General features: G+C 45.7%; 15 protein-coding genes. 1 reads left to right on the top strand and 14 read right to left on the bottom strand.

Annotation, left to right across the window (positions count from 1 at the left end):
• Positions 1-47: 47 nt before the first annotated feature.
• The 4 genes from GWR21_RS24425 to GWR21_RS24410 form a co-directional block, all read right to left on the bottom strand.
• The gene (locus tag GWR21_RS24425) at positions 48-1,784 is read right to left on the bottom strand and encodes an ATP-binding response regulator (protein ID WP_162334241.1); all 1,737 of its coding nucleotides are present in this window, start codon (positions 1,782-1,784) and stop codon (positions 48-50) included.
• 809 nt (positions 1,785-2,593) lie between these two features.
• Positions 2,594-3,598 (bottom strand): helix-turn-helix transcriptional regulator, encoded by a 1,005-nt coding sequence (locus tag GWR21_RS24420; RefSeq protein ID WP_162334240.1) that lies wholly within the window; start codon positions 3,596-3,598, stop codon positions 2,594-2,596.
• Between the two features lie 37 nt (positions 3,599-3,635).
• Complete coding sequence (locus tag GWR21_RS24415) at positions 3,636-4,148, bottom strand: hypothetical protein (RefSeq protein WP_162334239.1); 513 nt, start codon at positions 4,146-4,148, stop codon at positions 3,636-3,638.
• A 495-nt stretch (positions 4,149-4,643) separates the two neighbouring features.
• Positions 4,644-6,032 (bottom strand): hypothetical protein, encoded by a 1,389-nt coding sequence (locus tag GWR21_RS24410; protein ID WP_162334238.1) that lies wholly within the window; start codon positions 6,030-6,032, stop codon positions 4,644-4,646.
• Positions 6,033-6,166: 134 nt separating this feature from the next.
• On the opposite strand from GWR21_RS24410, the gene GWR21_RS24405 reads away from it, so the two are divergent.
• Positions 6,167-6,562 carry a response regulator gene (locus GWR21_RS24405; protein WP_162334237.1) on the top strand — a complete coding sequence of 132 codons (396 nt, stop codon included), beginning with the start codon at positions 6,167-6,169 and terminating at the stop codon, positions 6,560-6,562.
• Here GWR21_RS24405 and GWR21_RS24400 read toward each other — a convergent pair.
• From GWR21_RS24400 to GWR21_RS24355, 10 genes are all read right to left on the bottom strand, one after another.
• Positions 6,556-7,707, bottom strand: coding sequence for a glycoside hydrolase family 172 protein (locus GWR21_RS24400; RefSeq protein ID WP_162334236.1), 1,152 nt, complete (start codon positions 7,705-7,707; stop codon positions 6,556-6,558). The two genes, GWR21_RS24405 and GWR21_RS24400, sit on opposite strands and share 7 nt — an antisense overlap.
• Before the next feature lie 124 nt (positions 7,708-7,831).
• Complete coding sequence (locus GWR21_RS24395; protein WP_162334235.1) at positions 7,832-8,347, bottom strand: O-acetyl-ADP-ribose deacetylase; 516 nt, start codon at positions 8,345-8,347, stop codon at positions 7,832-7,834.
• 4 nt (positions 8,348-8,351) lie between these two features.
• Entirely contained in the window at positions 8,352-8,900 is a 549-nt protein-coding gene (locus GWR21_RS24390) for a hypothetical protein (RefSeq protein WP_162334234.1), read from the bottom strand.
• 436 nt (positions 8,901-9,336) lie between these two features.
• On the bottom strand, positions 9,337-10,719 hold the full coding sequence (locus GWR21_RS24385) for a discoidin domain-containing protein (RefSeq protein WP_162334233.1): 1,383 nt from the start codon (positions 10,717-10,719) through the stop codon (positions 9,337-9,339).
• A gap of 30 nt (positions 10,720-10,749) precedes the next feature.
• Positions 10,750-12,474: an alkaline phosphatase family protein gene (locus GWR21_RS24380; RefSeq protein WP_162334232.1), complete on the bottom strand. Its 1,725-nt coding sequence runs from the start codon at positions 12,472-12,474 to the stop codon at positions 10,750-10,752.
• Between the two features lie 17 nt (positions 12,475-12,491).
• Complete coding sequence (locus GWR21_RS24375) at positions 12,492-14,063, bottom strand: DUF5008 domain-containing protein (protein WP_162334231.1); 1,572 nt, start codon at positions 14,061-14,063, stop codon at positions 12,492-12,494.
• Positions 14,064-14,080: 17 nt separating this feature from the next.
• Positions 14,081-14,782 (bottom strand): hypothetical protein, encoded by a 702-nt coding sequence (locus GWR21_RS24370; protein WP_162334230.1) that lies wholly within the window; start codon positions 14,780-14,782, stop codon positions 14,081-14,083.
• A 10-nt stretch (positions 14,783-14,792) separates the two neighbouring features.
• A complete protein-coding gene (locus GWR21_RS24365) occupies positions 14,793-16,319 on the bottom strand; it encodes a RagB/SusD family nutrient uptake outer membrane protein (protein WP_162334229.1) in 1,527 nt (508 codons plus the stop codon).
• Positions 16,320-16,337: 18 nt separating this feature from the next.
• The gene (locus tag GWR21_RS24360; RefSeq protein ID WP_202928989.1) at positions 16,338-19,460 is read right to left on the bottom strand and encodes a SusC/RagA family TonB-linked outer membrane protein; all 3,123 of its coding nucleotides are present in this window, start codon (positions 19,458-19,460) and stop codon (positions 16,338-16,340) included.
• A 34-nt stretch (positions 19,461-19,494) separates the two neighbouring features.
• On the bottom strand, positions 19,495-20,535 hold the full coding sequence (locus GWR21_RS24355) for a DUF5007 domain-containing protein (protein WP_162334228.1): 1,041 nt from the start codon (positions 20,533-20,535) through the stop codon (positions 19,495-19,497).
• Positions 20,536-20,543 lie beyond the last annotated feature (8 nt).

Genomic DNA, 20,543 nt, shown 5'->3' with positions numbered 1-20,543 from the left:
CATTTATAAAAGAAAGGGCGTCTTAACAGGCTATAAACAACTACAAATCAGCTTGCTACCGTCCGGCTGAATTTGACTATCTCATTATACAACTGACTTGAAGTAGTAATAGGTTTCACCAGATAACCATCTGCACCGAAATTTTTCATATCGGCAATCGTTTCCTCGTAGGCGTCAGCAGAGCAGATAATCACCGGCACATCTGCCAGCTGTGGATGGTTTTTTATCTTATATAACATTTCTTTTCCACTGAAGCCCGGCATATTGAGGTCCAGCAGTATCAGGTTAGGCGGTTGTTCATTGGCCAGCCATAATCCTTTTTCAAAGCTATCGGCCAGCATCACGTTTCTGACCATTTTACTCAGTAACCGCTGTGCAATGGTGCGGCACATCATGTCATCATCCATCACCAGTACATCAAATGGGAGCAGGTGATCAAGGCTATTGGCATTCAAAGGATGTTGAGAAGGTGGCGGCAGTACTTTCGCCTGCGGTATCGTACCCGGTTCAAGGGGTAAGCTCAGGGTGAACACACTCCCGTTACCTGGAACGCTCCTCACCGTGATATTACCACCCATACGACGGGCAAAATGACGGGAAATAGTCAGTCCCAGTCCTGTTGATTCCGTTTGCTGATGCTGCTGGGATACGTAAGGACTGAAAATCTTTTCCAGGTTCTTTTCCTCTATTCCAAACCCTTCATCTGCAATATCCAGGCAAATGGTCGTGTCTGCCTGCAGGTAGACATGCAAACGCACTACCGTATCGTTCCTGGTGAATTTGATGGCATTCGTCAACAGGTTGATCACTATACGATGCATCTTGGCAGCGTCTGTAATGATGTATTCGGGCACATCATCATCAATACGACAGGCGATCTTAACGGCCTTTCTGTTACCCAGTACCTGGTACCCGGCCGCCCGTTTTGAAAACCATTCCCTGATCCTGACAGATGACCGGGTGATATCATCATACGAACCTGATTCTATCTTACTCAGGCTCAACACATCATTCATCACCAGTTTTACGTCCTGCGTGGCAAAATACATATTGGATACCTGGTCATAATCAACCGTAATAGGTGCGCCCGGCTGGGAATGGCTTGGATCAAACCAGTCTTCCAGTATGCTCTCTATCACATTAATAGATCCCCGCAGGTCATGACTGGTCTTGGCAATAAAAGTACTCTTGGACATGCTCTTTATCTCCAGGCGCCTGATCCAGTCAGAAAAGTCCTGACTGTAGAACCGGAGCACCATAATATTCAGGAATGTAACAAGGAAAAAGATAATACCATACATCAGATTTCCCGCACTTTCCGGGTAAGGCAGATGTTGTACCACATGGAAGAATGCGTTCAGTTCCAGTAGCAGGGCAATCACCAGCAAAAATGAAATACTGAGTATCTGCTCTTTTCTGCGTTCGAATAACAGGAAACTGAACCCTATCATAAAAATGACAATCCCTTCAATGCAGGCGGCCTTCCCGAGTAACAGACCGAAAAAGAAGAGACCAAATGAATGCACAAGAAATGTGAGTAATGCAGCCCTGTTAAACTGATGTTTCTTATTGAGTATGACAGCGATCGTTAATACGGCTGCTTCTATCCAGGGATAAATTAACGTTTGCCAGCTGCCGGTAATGGTCAACAGCACAGGTCCCATGATGAATGCCAGTATAGCAGGGATAATAGCCATTACATTTACTATAACGACAGTGGTGCGCTTCCTGTTCTCCTGCAAAACATCCGTCCCTGTCTTGATCAGGGAAAGCAATCTGTACATATTTTGAGGTTTTCTGCGGTGTAACGTTGCCAGGTGTTGATCACTGCTAATTTAATGAAAATGAACGAAAAGTAATAAAAGACAGGCACATAAAAAGAAATTCCGGGAAAAGCCCTGAGGCCATTTCCCGGAATAATAATCAACAGTTCTTTCTGACCCTACCAGTTAACGAGGGAAAGTCTGGTCATACGGAGACTGTACAACAATAGTTCTGCCTACCTTTAAATGGATTAACTAAACGGATGAAGGGGGTGGTAGACAAAGAACTAACACTAAAAAAAAGTTTACGAACAAGCATCGCTTATGACGATCTTCCCACGAAGGAAATGACCATCTCCATACTATAGCGAAATATGTTCTGATATTTTCAGAGAATGTTCCGCCTGGACAAGCAGAACAGCTAGATATCCTCAATATACCATTAAAAAAGGTGCCTGTCTATCCCACGCTGTCAGCGGACACCAGTCCTTCGCTAGTGCAAAGGAGTGGCCATCCGGCTGATTTACCGCTATACAGACATACTTACATTGTAAGCAGTTGAGGAAAACTGTATTCTTAGAAAGAATACCCGTCCGTATATGATGAAAGGCGAAATATCTTTTAAAGCTATGATCAGTAAGACCTGTATTAAACTGATTATAAATAAGGTTTATTCTCTATTGCAGCGGCATTAACTACCTCGTGGTACGACTCTAAAAAATGGGTTAATCGGGTTGTCACCTTACAAATATCGCAAACCAGCAGGGAATGTGATAGGACAAAGGCAACCAATTCGGCGCTAATTGCGGTTTCTTTTATCCTATACCACGCTAAATAGCCGCACTGTGATCGCTTCTGTACCGGCCTGGAGTAACACCTGCGGTTTGCTTGAAAATACGGATGAAGTATGACGGATCAGTATAACCTACCTCCAACGCAATATCTGTAATAGTATGCATTGTAGCGACCAGTAACTGCTTCGCCTTTTCTACTCTTTGCTGCAATACGTAGATCTTCACCGTACTACCTAGTTTCAGCTTGAACGCATTTTCCAGTGCCCGTTCTGTCAGTCCAAGTGCATGTGCCCGTTCTTCCACATTAACATGCTCTTCCGGACAGCGATCCACTCTTTCTATAAATTCATCGATCTCTTTTTCATGCAACAGGATCATCCTGCTATCCTGTAAATTGATACGATGCATGTTATCCAGATAGGCAATGACCACATCACTGATACGGTTTCCATAATACTGCGTACGGGCCTGTCCTGCCAGCGGACAATTCTTCATTTTCTCCATCTCGGTCCGCACGGCCGCACTCAGGCGGATATACGGCAGGTGCGCAGAATAGCCACTACCCGACCGCATTGTCTTCAACATATCTTTCAGCTGAGGATAAGTATCCGCCAGTTCCTGCAGCAACGTAACCGGTGCCTGGAAATAAACGCTTCGCAGCGGATGTCCTGCCTGTAACTGAATAGTATATTCCACTTCCGGAGAAAGATACTGTAAACCTATCTTGCCTGACTGCAACTGTATATGACTATCCGGAAAAATCATACGTGCATTACCTGCTACGACTGTATGAACAATGATAACCGGCTGACTGACGGCCAGCGTAACACTGATATCTTCAGCCGGCTCTATATACAGCTCACTATAAGAATTGTCGGCAACCTGCACCTGCTGTTGCAGAAACGTACCCCATTTACCTGAGATACAGGCAGCAGTAGCATCTTCAATCGGTAATCTCATTTTGCGATAACGCACAGGTACAACATGCGTCAACACTGCATCCCGGGTCAAATGCCCAGGTAACCGGAACTCAATTGGCATATTGGAGAGGTTTTATGATAGAATAATGGTTAACACTTTATTTCCTGGTCTCTGTATTTAACAGACCAAGGGCAAAAAGGAATTTATTCACGAAAGCAAAAGTCTCTGCACTCTTCATGCTCTCCTGATCGTCCTGCTCAGCAGAGAACGGGAAAGCAAGCGATTCATAATGGCCTTTACTGACCAGCACCCGCAGGTCCCTGGCCTGGAAACCGCCACCCAGATAACAATAATCATTCTCACCGATATCGATCCCGATGTCCTGATGCAGGAACATCATCTCATTATCATTCTGGATAGTATAGATCAATAATTTATTCAGACCTGGCTGAAGATCGAATTTTATCAGCAGGTTATCTTCAGTAGCATCAATCACTGTATACCAGAAATTTCGCTCAAAAAGCTGCATCTGCTGTATGAGTATACTACACTGCGGCGTAGCATAATACAGGGGTGGCTTCTCAGAAGACAAATAATGTTCGAAAGATGCAGGTACGTGTTCGGATTGTTGAAAAGGCAGTAAGGAATTAAAGTTAATATCTAGCTTCATGTCGGGTAAATTATATATAAATAAAGAGGAGAACTGGTGGAATTGCTGTAACTGGGCTATCCGGGAGGCGCGTTCAGCCAGCAATGAAGTTTTACTGCAGATAAAATGCAGTGATAGGGATGGTAAATTGCCGGAACACCTGGGGGAGTTAAATACGAACATGATTCCAAAAACACTACGCCCGATAGGCGCAAAGAGTAATTGTCTTCCATCTCATTCAGGTTAACTTACTTCTGTTTATGTCCGCCTGTTTACGAGAATACTGCATAATCAATGCAGTATTACCTTTTAGTCGCAAATGTGACGATTTGAATTTACAACATTTCCGGGAATAAAAGGTACTACTATTAATAATAGTTATAAGCCGTTCTATTCATTTATATAAAAAAAACAACTTCCCATATATGCGCTGATTAGCCCTATGAAAAGTTGTTTATGTTAAATCTGATTTCCGGATTTTTGAAAAAACGGTGCTTTCCGCAGTATTGACAGCAGTTACTCCGCAGGTATGCCTTCCGGTATTTTATCTTCTTCCAGCTGGTATTTATTCAGGGAAGGATGAAATATTTCCATCAATACAAAAAAGGAGAGATAAATATTCACAAACATAATACCCGTAAGGCCTTCCCCTGTTCCTCCGACCACCGCAAAAAACAAGGTAGATAATGCATTTAGTGATAAGATCCAGTATATAGGAGTTTTAGAGCTCTTCAGCGCTATATGCATCAACGCACTGACAACGCATATAAATGCAATACCGTTTGCGTATCCACCATACTCACGGTAATTACGGGCAGTCATCAGTATATACCATGCGGAGATACAGGAAAAGAGTCCCCCCATGATCATGATCATCGTCCCTACACTCGAATATTGTTTTGACAGATAAAAATATGCGTTCTCTTCTTCTGTCTCATGCCTGTCTTCTGCAATCATCCAGCATATCACCGGAATGATATTCAGCATGAAAGAGTAATGCATGGCATACATCCAGCCATTATCACTACCAATGGTCATCATTCTGCTGATGATGATATTGCGTAAGACGTAACCTGCCGCCGCAATAGCCACTGCATAGCCCAGTGCCAGGATAATGGCTACCACTACTGACACAAACGTTGTTTCAAATTGTTTATAGCCGAATATATTATTATAGACTGCGCCTACATTCCAGCCCATTCCAACAGCACCAAAAATGGCTACGTTGATCAGGAAGCAGTATAATACAAAGTACTCCTTACTGCTGATCACCTGCACCTTTGACTTCAATTTCTCCAGATAGGTATTACTGGCAGCCAGATTGTCTGACAGCAACAAGCCCATGAAATAAAAAAATGGTAACAGTGCCCTGAAAGGTAAGGTGATCACTTCCCTCCACCAGAAACTCATATGATGGAAGGCATTGACGAAACCGAAGATGTTTGTTGCGACGGTTGAAGTAAAATAGGTAATGATCAATGAAATAAGTGCATGACGCTGTAACCGGTCATATCCCAACAGGTGAGCTCTTAATAAAAGCAGCAAACCATTGGTTGTAAGTGCCGTCGCCATTGCTGTTATACCATACGCAGGAGAATTGTGCGTCACACGGAGATGAAAATCGAGCATTATTAACGCATTCGAACCGATTGCGGCCGCGACCATTAGTAAGATCTCCTTATATTTTTTCCGCATAAAAAACTCATATCCAACAGCGACCACAAACGGAAATATAAGTAAGACAGACGCGATGTAGTCCGTATCTCTTTTTTCTCCGAAATTTAACTTTGCATAAAAGTCCCGCTGATGTATATCCGAAACCAGATAGAATAACAAATACACAATTGCAGGCACCCATACATATTTCAATATACGTCGCTGGGTAGCATCAAAAAAGGTTGCCATTTTAGTAGGTTACAGGGTTGATAATGGTAGCAAGTTACATACTTATATTTGTTTTATTTAATATCACATAACGACTAACTTATCTGTCTGTTAACACCTTTGGTAACGGGATTATCTTTATTTTTGCGGCACATATGGCTAAAAAAGTAATTTTACTGGTAGACGATGACTTAGATGACCAGGAGCTTTTTGGAGAAGCAATGTCTATAGTGGATAGTGAAGCTCACTGCCATTTTGCTTCAGATGGAGAAGAAGGTTTACGCATGCTGGACCATACAGGTCTGGATTGTGACCTGATCTTCCTGGATCTGAACATGCCCAAAATGAATGGTAAACAGTTCCTTGCGGAAATCAAAAAGAACAGCGCCTACCGCAACATCCCTGTTGTTATTTTCTCTACCTCACTGAGAGAAAAAGATGGTATTGAAACTGCTGAGATGGGCGCCGCTCATTTCCTTACAAAGCCATCCAGTTTTGGCGAGTTGTGCAAGCAACTGGAAACCGTGTTATCTAAAGCACTGCCTCAATAAACTTCCAGGTTATCTCTCGATGGTAACTTAGGAAATGTTTGATGCGGTTCTGTCTGGTACCAGTATACTACTGACGAGATATCAGAATGCTGCTTCAGGTACCGACCTCCTTCTCTCCATCCCAGGTCTTGTATAGTGACACGTAAGTCCTTCTCAAAGCGAACCGGATCCATGATATGCCAGCGATACATACCAAATCGCTGGCGCGCCTTATAGGTGCCGTCCGGACGTATCACCTGATGTAATCCCGCATAGGGCGTACAGAACTCAGTATACCGCCCTCCCCTGTCAAAGTTGTACGATCCACAGAAATAATCTTCTGTGCCTGTTCCACAGATAGTCGGAAACTTCATATCACCGTCCATAAAGAACTTGATCTCCCCTTCTCCCCACCAACCTGAATTATTCACACCCAGCGCCATAAAGGTGCCCACATACTGCCCTTTACCTTTTACATTGTCAAGCAATACATAGTCGGAGGTTGTATCCGGATTTGTACGACGGAACTGTGCATGAAAATAAGCGGCATCATCGGGCACATCCGTTAAGGTATAGTCTACCTGATAATACAGCGTCATCTGTTCAGTATTGATATTCTCCATCGTGATCCGGCATTTCCTCCTGAAAGGCATCATCCAGTAGCTATTAAAAGCACTCCCCGGATTGACGGTTATCGCCATTGAGTTCAGGGGCGCATATTCGTTCCACGCCATCCCGAAGAAATCACCTACCGGACATTCCACCGAAGGCTCCTTCTCATCGTCCCAGTACATGCGCAGGATGGAATAACGCCATACGCCTGTCGGCGTCATCCATATATGCTGGATAGCGCCTGAACCATCTATCTCTGCCAGGGTAAAGGTTTGTCCGGGCTTAATAATAACAAAGGGATTCACTTTCCATCCCTGCCCCAGATCACGGGCCGCGTGGGAAGCATTTGCAGTATTGATCGCCGCATCTTTCTGAGGAACGGCCATCCCTCCTTTACCTTTTTCTCCTGTAAAGTTCTCCGGACTGATAGAACGGGTCTTTGCGCTGGAGGTGCGGTACAGGTTTCCGAGGTTCATGTCCAGACCATTGAACTGCTGTGCAAACAGGGGTGCAGCGAAGCTGAGTACAAACAGTAATAACGGGAATTTTTTCATCTTCTTTTGGCTTTGATACAAAAAGTACAAAATGAACCGGTAAAAAGAAAAGCGTGAGCACCTTTTCAGGCATGCCCACGCTTTATGTTACCAGATAATATTACTCCAGAAATCAATCCTACCTTTAACTTTGCAGGATACGCGAATAGAGATCATAGTTCTCTTTCTCGTAGCAGACGAATATCAGGTTACTTATCCTGTTATCCTGCGCCATAAAATCCTTCACAGCAGCTATAGCGATCTCCGCTGCTACTTCTTTCGGGAAACGATATACGCCTGTGCTGATATTGGGAAACGCAATCGTCCCAACCCCATTTTTGACGGCCAGCTGCAAACTGCTGATATAAGCGCTCCGCAACAGTCCTTTCTCTTCCTCATTCCCCTTGTTCCATACAGGTCCTACCGTATGGATCACATATTTAGCAGGCAACTTACCCGCAGTGGTAATCACAGCTTCACCCGGTGCACACCTGCCCTGCCGGTCCCTGATCCGTCGGCATTCTTCCAGGATAGCCGGACCACCGGCACGGTGAATAGCACCATCTACACCACCTCCTCCCAATAACGATGTATTAGCAGCATTGACGATGGCATCCACTTCCATCTTTGTGATATCTCCCTGTATCAGTGTAATTTTCATATGCTTACTTATTAGCCGGAGGATCGAAATACCCTGCGTTTAGTACCTGGCGCAAATCTACGGCCGTTTTCAGGAATGTCTGCTCTGTTTTTATAAATGCAGTATTCCGTTGCTGGAAAATACTGTTTTTCTCATCTATCCAGCGGATCATCTTACCGCCTGTAAAATACCCCCTTGTCTCGCTGACTTTTGACTTATGTACGTCAAATGCGGGATCGAAAAGAGGCACTTCATACAGATACCGCCTTTCGTAGTAAAATACCGGTGTGTCCGCCTCATAATATACTTCCAGCCGATACTTATACATCTCTCCCATCACATCCTGCACCATAAGCCGGAGTGTATCTCCTGCATAGTAACCCTGTACCGTCGCCCCCTCCGTACTGATTCCCTCCATATATACATCCTTCATCCTGTACGAGGTTATATGCTGGTTCACATCCTGACAGACCTGTCTGATCTGTTGCAAAGCACTATCACTCGTCTGTGCCCTGACAGACGCAGCCGTTAACAGCATCAATATCAATATTTTCATCCGATGAGATAGCTTCATAAGACCTCAAATTAGTATTTTTTATAACAGATGACACCGGAATTACCTGGTTCCGGTATCCTTTGAATGCCCTCCTTTCTTTTATACGAAAAGGCTACTTTAAGGTCACTATAAGGTCACCTCAAGGGCACTTCAATATCGGGGGGATATTGAAGTGCCCTTGAGGTGACCTTATAGTGACCTCCTGGTACCCTTAAAACAACATGATCAGGTGGCGACTTTTAGCGCCAAAAGACCCTGTTTGTATGTATCCATTATTAAGGTGCACAATATCCAGGGAATGCCTGCTGATTTAATAAAATGTATCTGCTGTGGCATCGAAAACGAACTATTTTAACGTTGGAACAGCCGAACTGAACTGACCAGAAAAAGGCAAGGCCGGTAGAAATACCGGCCTGTGGATCTAAAACCTCCTGATTTTGAGGGAACAGGAATATTATGGGCGCTTTAACAGCCGCCATTCTGCCAACTGAAATAAATCACTGTTCTTCACAGCGGTTACATTCAGCCGGTAGAATTTATATGCTACCTGGTTGGAAAATGTATATTTCACCGTCAGAAACCGGGAACCAAATGACTGATCGGTACGTGTATCAAGCACTATCCAGTCAGTACCATTGTCAGATCCTTCAATAGTCCAGTTCTTAGGGTCACGCTCCGGCGCATCATTAGCAGATGTCATCGTATAGGCGCCGGTGGTTTGCGGTGTGGCAAATTCCAGCTGCGCCCACAGGGTTGAGAAGTTAAATAACAGGAACTTTGAATTGACATTGTTATCGATCAGCTTACCCGACGTTTCATTTGCATTACTGGTATTCTCGTACTGTGTTTTATAACCAATATTGGTATTGGTAATATCTGTTTCTATGAGCTTCGAAGGATCTAACTCCATCACTACAGTACTGCGGGTCGCATCCAGCAGGTGACGGGTAGGACTGCTCAGACTCAGCGCCAGTACTGGTTTATTCAGCTCATACTTTTTAAGTGATGCGGTATTGACAACCAGGTTGAACCGTGCAGTATTACTATTTGCAGGAAATGATAATGTGGATGGTATGGTATAGTCATCACCTTCTTTCAGCAAGGTGGAACCTGCCAGTGTACCATCATCGATAAGTGCCTGCGCAGTGTCTGCATTGGTACTTACATTCACCGTAAATGCACCACCCGCTACACCACCCAATGTCACACTTACCGGCAACACCACAAAGCTGGTGCCCAGCACATGATCAGTACCGGAAGGCTGTTTCAATACACTTCCGCCACCTGTGAAGTACAGATAATGAATATCCTCCTCCCTGATCACTTCGGCAGTATTGATCAGGATAAGCGCCATCTTACCTGCAGCATCCAGCGTATTCTGTTTACCCACATCATCGAGATCAACAGCGAGTACCAGCGTTTTACCATAGTGCTTCTCTATTGCCTGCATACTGATCTGCAGGGGTAATGAAAGCGTATCAATGCCAAACCGGAGCTCGGCGACCTTGGGCAACTGGTAATAGCTCTCGTCCAGTAATACGGCATCTCCCAGTTGTCCGGCATCGATCATATGCTGCACGGTATCGTTATTCACATTCACATCTACAGTGAATAGTTTTGGCGCTGGTGCTGACAATATGATCTGTACTGGTATATTCACATAGTCGGTAGTACGGGTATAATTATTACCGGTGGGTATCGTGATACGTCCGTTGGTACTGCGGATAGCGACGTTCACCGGAGACAGCCTTTCGTCAGTGAACTTGTCGTCCTTTTTACAGGACCACATTCCTGACACACATACTATCAACAACACAAAGAATATCTTATTATTCATATCAGCGTGTTTGCAATGTTAAAAATTCGGTCAGATAGAAGTATAGGAAGTGACCCATACTCTTCCATCCAGCTCCCATTTTGTATCGGCTGCTATCTGCAGCCAGTTTAGTATCTGACGGGCCACATCTACCGGCTGTGGTACCAGCTGTGCCAGGTTAGTGGCGGTACTTGGACACATCAGGTCATTAAAATCATCCCATTGATAAGCACCATGTATCACGAAGTCATGCTGGTATTCCGTCTGATCTTTGAATACACCGCCGAAACCATCGCGGCAGGGCCAGTAGCCGATCAGATAGTCTCTGTAGGGGTGTGAAGAAGGCAGTTCTTCCGCACACACATAAGTGCGTATCACACTGTCAGGTAATGCAGCTCTCCAGAAACGGATCTCCGTGATATTCGCATTCAGCCAGCGGTTATCGTCTACTACGTTACCAGGCACCCAGCCCAGCGTTACCGGCGATCCGTTATCAAAATTGCCATAGGAAGTGATCTCCTGTTCTGTATTGAAATTACCGTCGGTGAACAGGCGGATGAAACGTTTGTTATCTCTGTTGAGGAATACAGCTGTCAGATCGTGCCATTTACCATCAGCGATGTTCGCACCGGTCACCATATTGAAGCCGGCACCTGCCTGTCCATAATGCACGCCCCAGGCATTTGTTTCCAGAGACATGCTCCAGCCGGTGTTCTTCCACCAGTCCAGGGAGAGGTTGTTACCAATAATATTGGGATAGGTATAGGAATAGTCGCCATAAATAGTCTTGTTCTTTTTGATCTTCAGGGCAATCGTTACTTCGTTTGTCTTACCCAGGTTCAGGTCTTCCTTTCCCTGACTGATATCCGCATAAACGGCGTCGCCGGCCGTTTTACCATACAACCGAACAGATTTACCGGTATAGCGGTTACCGGTATATGGACGATCAATAAAATTCGGCATGTACCTGGGGGAATAAAAGATGGTGAACGTATTGACTTTAGGATTACTGAGAATTGTACCATCATCCTCGTCTGATGTCAGGACGTGCGGGCCACCGGTAGCAGAGGTCACCACGACCAGCCAGCTTTCCTGCGAATAGTTCCTGCGCTGTCTGAGGGCATTCATGATATTACCGATATACTCATCTACCTTCAGGATGGCCGCTTTATATTCCGGAATGCTGGCATCATATCCGTATGCTTTACCGGCAGTTGCCACCTGGCTGAATTGTCCGAATACCAGTCCGGCAGTATCTGTCTTCAGTTCTTCCAGGATGGCCTGTTCGGTAGCATCATCATCTCCACCGAACGTACGGTTCACATCTGCATCGGTAATAAGCATTTTACCCAGTGAATCACTGGCACTGTAAGCTGCTATACGGAACCCCGGTATACGTGCCTTGATATATTTGAAGAAAACAGGGTACTGCGATAATTTATTATCACTGAAATCACTTTTAACAACGCCGTGTTTTTCCTTACGGACACCTGTGAGCAGGTCTGCCCATCCTGTGGATGTCAGACTGATCGTATCACTGAGGCTGTTCCAGGAATAGATCGCGTTGTCGCCAAGCGACTGCAGGTGATTAGCAGGTACGTTTCTGACAGATTCACCGCGGGCGCCATCTATCACCAGGAAAAGTATTTTAGGTTGCCTGCCGGTTACACCGGTGGTATCTTCATACTCTCTTTCTTCCAGCAGTCTGTCAAAGCCTTTGTTACAGGCTGTACAAAGTATACCGATGATAAGCGTAAGCCATCTGAGCTTCTTCATAAATACAGTTAGTTTAATCATTTGAATAACAGGCGGACTACGTTACTGATGTCTTTTTCATTGAAGCGGCCGAACCTTCCCATGAGCAAAGCCTGTGTTTGTCCGGAACTATTGGTGGTTTCAAATACCTTCACTAGGGTACCTGAGAAGTCGCCGGTATTGTTATACCCCTGTGCCAGACTGCCTTTATTGTCCAGTACCATGAAACCACTGCGATGCACGCCCTGGTAACTGTTAAAACTGCCATTGACAACGATCATACCGTTACTCAGCTGTTGTGCATACCAATAGTTTTCACCACTGGCCCTGGCCTGTGCATGGAATTGTGCATCGACGGTACCATCTGCCTTTAACATCACCAGTCCTGCGGCAGGAGAACCATCAAATTTGATGAACTGTCCCGAGAGTATAAACCGCTGAGTAGTTTCATTGAAGCGGATGGAGCCGATCGTATTATCGGCACCGGTACCGGCAAATCCGGGGTCCAGGCTACCATCAGTATTTATACGGGCAATGTAAGGTGCAGGCTGGCCATTATAGCGGGTGAAGCGTCCGACTATAATGATCTTGCCATCTGCCTGCTGGTAAGCATCTGCAATAGGGCCATTAGGGCCGTCAAAACTTCTGTGTCGCGCCAGATCATAGTTAAACGAAGAGTCCAGTGAACCATCCGGATGAAAACGGGCTAACTGACGCACCAGGATACTATCCGTCACCAGCGAATCACGCTCTTTCAGATAGTCCGACTGACCATATACAAACTGCAGATAATAGTTAAAATTACCTATCGCTGTGATACGGTTATTATGTACAAATACTTTGGAGATGCGGCCGTCTGTCCCTCCATTGAAAGAGGGAACCGTATCTCTGTCTGTAAATGTCTTGACACTGACTGAGTCCAGTGAGCCGTTACTGTTCAACACAGTGATATTATGGATCTCTGCCTGGTGAATGTCGTAGGAAGCAAAGCTACCGGCCACCACCAGTTTACCATTCGGCAATGCTGCTATACTGTTCAATGAACCATCGGCGCCCCTGCCTGACTGCAGACTACGATCCATCTCTCCATCACGTGATGTCATTACGATCCTGCTGATAGGACGTACGATCCCTTTACGTTCATAGTCGAGAAAGTCACCTATCAGTAAGAGTCTGCCATCAGCGTAACGGTACACATCGTTGACCCAGCTGCTGGCACCCACTACAACTTTATAATTGTTGTCAATATCCAGGTTACCTCTTACCCTGAAGATCGGTCCGAAAAAGATCTGGTCACCTATGGTTACGGAAGTCACACCGGTACTGGCAGTATTCGGTACTTTTACCTGGATACTGGCGGAATCCACTTTCATGATCTCGGCGGACTCACCGTTGAAATTAAAGCGCAATGCATCTTTATGTTTCACGAGTCCCTTTCCTTTGAAGAGTATCATGGTACCAGGAGCAGCCTCTGAAGGAGCAGGCGTTTCAGTACTCAGTTGCACCCCTAGCGGTTCCTGACCACCAGCGTATGGATCGTCAAACTTCTCTTCTTTCTTGCAGGCTGTAATGACCAGCATCAGCAGCGCGGCTATTGTAATTATTCTCATGTGATACAGGCTTTTTGTCAACCTCCGTTTTCCTGGGCGGTGATAACGTCGGATAAAAAGAGATAAGGGCTGAAACCAAAAAAGAGGTGATTGTTATTGATCGTATGCACTACACCGTTATAGGTGGTGATGTTGCAGGATGCGATATACTCGATCGTCCAGTTTTCTTTGGGCCGGGCGGGATTCGGTATCCAGGCGAGTGTCAGTTGGCGGTAACCAACGTATTTCACACCATTATCATCGTTGTATACCACGCCGATGTTCATAGGTGTACCGAACCAGGAGAGGTAGCCCTGCCCGGGATAGGTGTTAAGCAGGTTATAATCTATCTGTGGATAATCCTTCAGTTCATTACTACCGTGGAACATATACATCTGCAGGTACTTCTGCCAGATAGCCTGTGGCACATCAGCCAGTGTTTTCAGTGTATCGTATCCCTGTCTGTACAGTTCTCCGTTTAAGAACCGGACGAGGCTGAGTACACTTCTGTCAGTAGGTGCGAAAAACGTCAGTGTATCATTATTAAATACTTCTTCCATTCCTGCCAGTCTTACAATAGTGGCTACAGAGTCAAAGTAGAAAGGTACTGCGTCCAGGTAATCCATGGCAGTTCCTTTAAACGCAGGATCATGTTTACCAGAGTCCTGGTAGTATTTGTCTTTACTACAGGCGCAGCACACCAGTAGCAGCGCCGTCATTACATACAGTATTGTACGCATAAAACTGTTTTTATCTTAACCAATAGTTGTTCAGTTGCATATAAGGGTTATTATCCAGCGCAGCAGTATTGATAGGCCATGTCCATCCACCGTTATCGAACTGTGCCTGCGTGAGCGGGTAATAACACCATTGCTGACTGGTGACACGGCCGGTACGTACCAGGTCGAAATAATAATGCCCTTCCATCATTAATTCTTTGGCCCTTTCAGTGAAGATGGCATCTTTCAGGGCGGCAGGAGTACCTCCCTGGTAAAGCCTTGTTTTGGCTCTCAGGCGGATCATGTTCATCATCTCAGTGGCCTGATCATATTTTCCGAGTTCTGCCAGTGCTTCTGCTCTCAACAGAATGGCGCCTGCATATCTTAAGACAATAAGGTTGTTATCCACATTCACGTCCGCATTACCCTGTTCGTAAACGCTGTTATATTTGAGGAACATAAAGGTACCGTCGTTGGCAAACATCTGGGAGTCAAACCACATCTCTATGCGTGCGTCAGGTACACCGGAAGGATACAGTCTGCGCAGGTATTCCGCACGGAAGTAGGTGAAGCTGTACTGGTGACCATTGGCGGGACGTTTATAAGGATAATGTACCACAAACTCAGACAGGTCATTCCATTTCTCGGCCAGTCCTTCTCCGTAGTTGGAGCTGATCACGATATCAAACAGGCTTTCCCTTGAGCGGCCCTTGAAGATGGTGAATGATTCTTCTATCGGCAACAGTGTATAAGCACCGCTTTTTATCAGCTGATCGCCCAGGTCATCGGTTGCCTGGTAATGCTGGGAGGCGTTCACTTTATCAAAACCGGCATTCCACATATGGAACTCCATGAGTAAGGCCATCGCTGCCCCCCTGCTGGCTCTGGCACCCTGATAGGCTGGCTCGGAGAACGTCCAGGGCATATCAGGCAGTACAGCGGTCAGTTCGGTGATACAGTTATTAACCACCGTCACCATTTTCTCCCTGGCCATTGGAGCCTGGTGATAGGCATCAGTGTAGTACACTACATCCCCCCATAATCTGACCATAATGAAATAGGCCATACAACGCATAAAGGTAGCCTCGGCTTTATAAGCCTTTTTACGGTCCTCACTAAGGTCGGGGATACTCCGCCTGTCTACTTCATATATAAGGATATTACAGGCCTGTATAACGCGATAGAAGGGCTTCCAGTCAGCCAGCATGTAAAGGTCGAAAATATCCCAGAACTCTTTTCCTGCCGGTCTGTAAATAACCGGGATGAGATTATTCTGCGCGACAAAGTCAACAAACGTCCTGTCAGCGCCATCACTTTTGGGAGACATTGCCAGCATACCCCCTCTCGCTTCTCCGGCGAGTGCAAATAACGGACAGGAACCAGTTGCATCTCTGAAAAGACCGTAGATATCCCAGGCATTATCTTCCACATCTTTGGCTGTCTTGAAGAAAGTATTCCCTGAAAGCCGGTCCAGCGGCTCCACATTCAGGAACTTTTTACACCCGTACTGACTGATCAGCAGCAGACAGGCAGTCATATAAATAAACCTCCGGAACATAGTAATACATTTTAAACATTAAAATTCCACGTTCAGTCCCACGTTGTAACTACGGGCTATCGGATAACCACCTGACTGGTCACGGCCCAAAGCAGACACATTTTCAGGGTTAGGTCCGCTGTATGGAGAGAACGTGATCAGGTTATTACCTGACATGTACATGCGCACTGAGTTGATACCATAGCGGTTGGTGAACTTCCTGTTCACCAGGTATGCCAGCGTCATTGTATTCACTTTGAAATAGGAACCATCTTCCTGGATCAGCGTCTGATCATAGCGGTAGGGCCTGATATCATTATAACGTTTGTAGTCAAATGGATTAGGATAATGTGCCTGTGAACCAGGTCCTTTCCAGTAATCCACATCACTGAAATCGACCATTGCTTTCTGTGCATAAGGATCACCCAGGAACTGCATCCTTTCAGCAAATGCATTATTGAGGATGTCTCTGATCAGCGTAAAGGACGTACTGATATTCAGAGAGAAGTTCTTCCAGTTAACGTACGACTGAATACCGCCGGTGATCAACGGCTGTGAGTTACCGGCAGCAACATAGTCATTACCATCGAGGATGTAGTTACCATCTACATCTTTCCAGATAGGATCACCCGCTTTGAAGTAGGTACCATTTGCAGTCCGGTAGCGCTGACCGGTAGCAGGATCAACAGGCACGTCAGCATCAGATGCATACACACCTTCTGTTTTGAGCAGATAGTTGGTTAAGCTGTTCCGGCCTACTCTGAACAGGGTATGCTGACTGGTTGAATTGTCATATTGTACCAGCTGCCTGGCGCCATTGGGCAGGCTTGTCAGCACGTCTTTGTTCAGCGCGGCATTTAAAGACAGGGTCCATTGTACTTCACTGGTTTTGGGCAGCGGACGGAAGGTCAGCGTCAGTTCATATCCATAGTTGATCAGTGAGGTTTCATTGGTCGTGATCTCATTGAAGCCGGTGATGTTGGAGAGTGACTTGGTACGAAGCAGGTTCTTTACAGTCTTGTAATAAGCGTCGAAGATCACTTCTATCCTGCTGTCGAAGAACCCTGCTTCAAAACCTCCGTTATACTGTGTAGTCGCTGTAGGTTGCAGATAAGTATTTGGTAACTGATTGAAGCTGATACCCAGGCGTGGATTCGCATTATACGTACCTCTCGGGTCGTAGGTACCGTAGATGGAGAAGATATCACCAGTGGGTACGATGTTCTGTCCCCAGCTACCACGGAGTGAACCATAAGTCAGCCACTTGCTGTCGCTTAAAGCAGCCTCCTTGTTAAAGTTCCATCTGAAACCAATAGCGGGATTCTTGGAATATGGATCTTCAAAACCCGAACTGGACGTGCCGTCCATACGGTAACTGAAATCCAGTACATACTTCTGTTTGTAGTTGTAGGAGAATGTTCCTGCGAAGGAGGCCACGTGCTGTTTGCTGTAGTTATCCAGGAGGCCCCCTCCACGGGAAGCATATCCATCATAACCGAGCGGTCCTTCGTATTGGTTATTCGGCGTTTTTTCCTGCCGGATAGCCTGCGCCTGGAAGCCGCGGTTATAAAATTCGTTGAACGCAGAAATGAAGAAGTTATGGTTTGTATTCAGGATATAGTTGTAAGAAATTGTGTTACGGTTGTACAATGTGAACTTTCGGTCGTTGTAAGCGTAGATCTGTGAGAAGTCATTATTGGCCTCTGCCGGGGTGAACCTGTCCTCCGTGTTCGAAGCATATTCATAACTGACACTGGAACCGAGGTTCAGTCCCTGCACTAACTGATAGCTTACATCAAGGCTACTACGCACGTTACCTGTTTTATTATCATTGCGCGTATTCAGGGCCGATAATACCCCTGCAGTACTCTGGTAGAAGGAAGGACCGGGCAATAGCGAAGAGGCAGATGCATTGGATGATACACCACTCTGCGTGAGACCATTACCATTCCCCTTATTTCTTCTGCCGACCTGTGTGGATAACGTGGTGAATACCCTGAACCTGGGATTAGGCTGGTACAGCATATTCGTGTTGATAGAATACCTGTCAAAGCCCGTATTCCGGATCACACCGTTCTCATGATAATAACCCAGGTCTACTTTATAGTTGAACTTGGGATCACCCCCACTGATATTCACATTATGCGTCTGGTTGTAGGTAGTATTGTAGAAGACATCCTGCCAGTTGGTAGAGTTGTTATAATATGGGTTGAGACTATCCGACAGAAATGGCTTGGTAGAGATCTGATAGATGTCTTCGATATTATTACCACCATTGATCATACCCAGGCGTATTCTTCTCTCTTCCTTACCACCTATGGTCGGACGCAACTTCGGGGGATTATTTACAAAGAAGTTACCCGTATATCTTACCAGCGGGATAGGAGAACTACCACGGCGGGTAGTGATCAGGATTACGCCATAAGCACCTCTGGATCCATACAGTGCTGTAGCCTGAGAGTCTTTCAGGATCTCCATGCTCTCAATATCTTCCGGAGGAATGAGCGATAAAGGACTTACACCCGGACCGGCAGACTGATATCCATACTCGAAGTTGGCATCTGCTTCCACGGGTACGCCATCGATCACGTACAGCGGAGAGGTAGGCGACAGAAACGCGTCGTTCCCGCTTCCTGATACACTGATGTTGGACAAACCCCTGATCTGTATAAAACCGCGGCCGCCTGGTGTACCCGTATTATTCTGAATGTTGAGACCTGCTACACGTCCCTGGAGTAACTGCTCCACATTTGACACAGGAATATCCTGTAATTCCTTACCACTCACGATCACAGCAGAACCGGTTGTTACCTCTCTGGTCTTTTTCTGATAACCGATCACAATTGCCTCATTCAGTTTATTCTCATTCACCACAAGACGTACGACCACATCTTTTTTATCCTTTATTCTCAGCTTATAATCAGAGAAGCCGATATAACGGAACAAGAGTGGCGCATCCGGCGCAACAGCTACTGAAAAGGAACCATCTGCATTGGTAACACCTACCGCCTTCGGAGGCGTACCTGCCATAATACTTACACCGACCAGAGGTTCATTAGTCTGTGCATCCCTGACGATACCTTTGATCTGTACTTTATCCTGCGCGTGCAATAACATAGGCAGCAACAACAGCAGCAGGAGAGGAAATTTATACTTACGCATACATTGCATAGCGATAGATTTTTAGGTTGATAACTCATTCATCCCTGAACCGGGGATTGTTACGGAAATAAAAAATGATCTCCCAGTCACCCTTCTGATAGATATTGAAGTTCAGGTCCAGTACACCTATCTGCCGGATATTACCAAATCCTACACGGCTGAAACTGAACTTAACATAAGCCTGCGAACCATCTCCGTTCGTATATCTTGTTTTGAAGCGCATGGCCGGTATAGGATAGGCTACATCGTAGGTAACCTGTGTTTCAGTCATCTGTTTATTAAATCCGTGTAACAGTGAATCCCAGGGCGTGAGGTTAAAACTGGCAGGGTTAATAGGCAGAGAGTCCTTATTCATAAATTTGAAGGTGAGCGAGTTTCCATTGCCTTTTTTATTAAAGAACACCCTTACACTATCTCCTTTCAGATCAAGGTTGGTATCATCGTCTATCATGCTATATACACCCGGATGATTATAGATAAGCTCAAACATAGAGGAGTCTGCAGGGTTCGGGTAATTAGCCCTGCGTCTGCCGGTTATCGCATCATATTCATAGGGTGCATATGCCTGTTCTCTCAATGGCATCAATGACAGGTCTTTGTACATATTGGTACCACCGGAATTAGACGCCTCTACATCAAACAGGTATCCGGAGTCCGGCTGCTGACGCATATTGGTACCTATGGCTTCTGCCCACAGTACAAAATCACCGGAAGTTGGCCTTACCTCAAAAACAGGATGCTTTTCTATTACCCGCTTTGCCTCGATCTCAGCTAGTGATTTCTCTTCACCTGTATAAGTTGTCTTCCACGTCAGTACATCTACCTGTTGGTCAAAATCACTGGCAGGCTTGCCATCCCGCTTGTAGCGCACATTAAGTATGCGGAATTTGATAGGCGTAGTGGAAGCATCTGTGTTAAAGATCTGGGAATACAGGACAGTTCTTCCTAGTATGGGAGAAAATACTTTCTGGTTGTATACTGCCCGTCCGCTGAGAAAATCCAGGTCTTCCGCCGCCCATTTCCGGCAGGCAAAAAGCAGCAGGACCAGCGATAAAGTGACTATAATCTTTCGCATGGTGATGA

This window comes from Chitinophaga agri, assembly GCF_010093065.1.
Classification (GTDB): domain Bacteria; phylum Bacteroidota; class Bacteroidia; order Chitinophagales; family Chitinophagaceae; genus Chitinophaga; species Chitinophaga agri.
The sequence above is the reverse complement of the archived record's forward strand: the minus strand, read 5'-3'. Positions and strand labels throughout refer to the sequence as shown.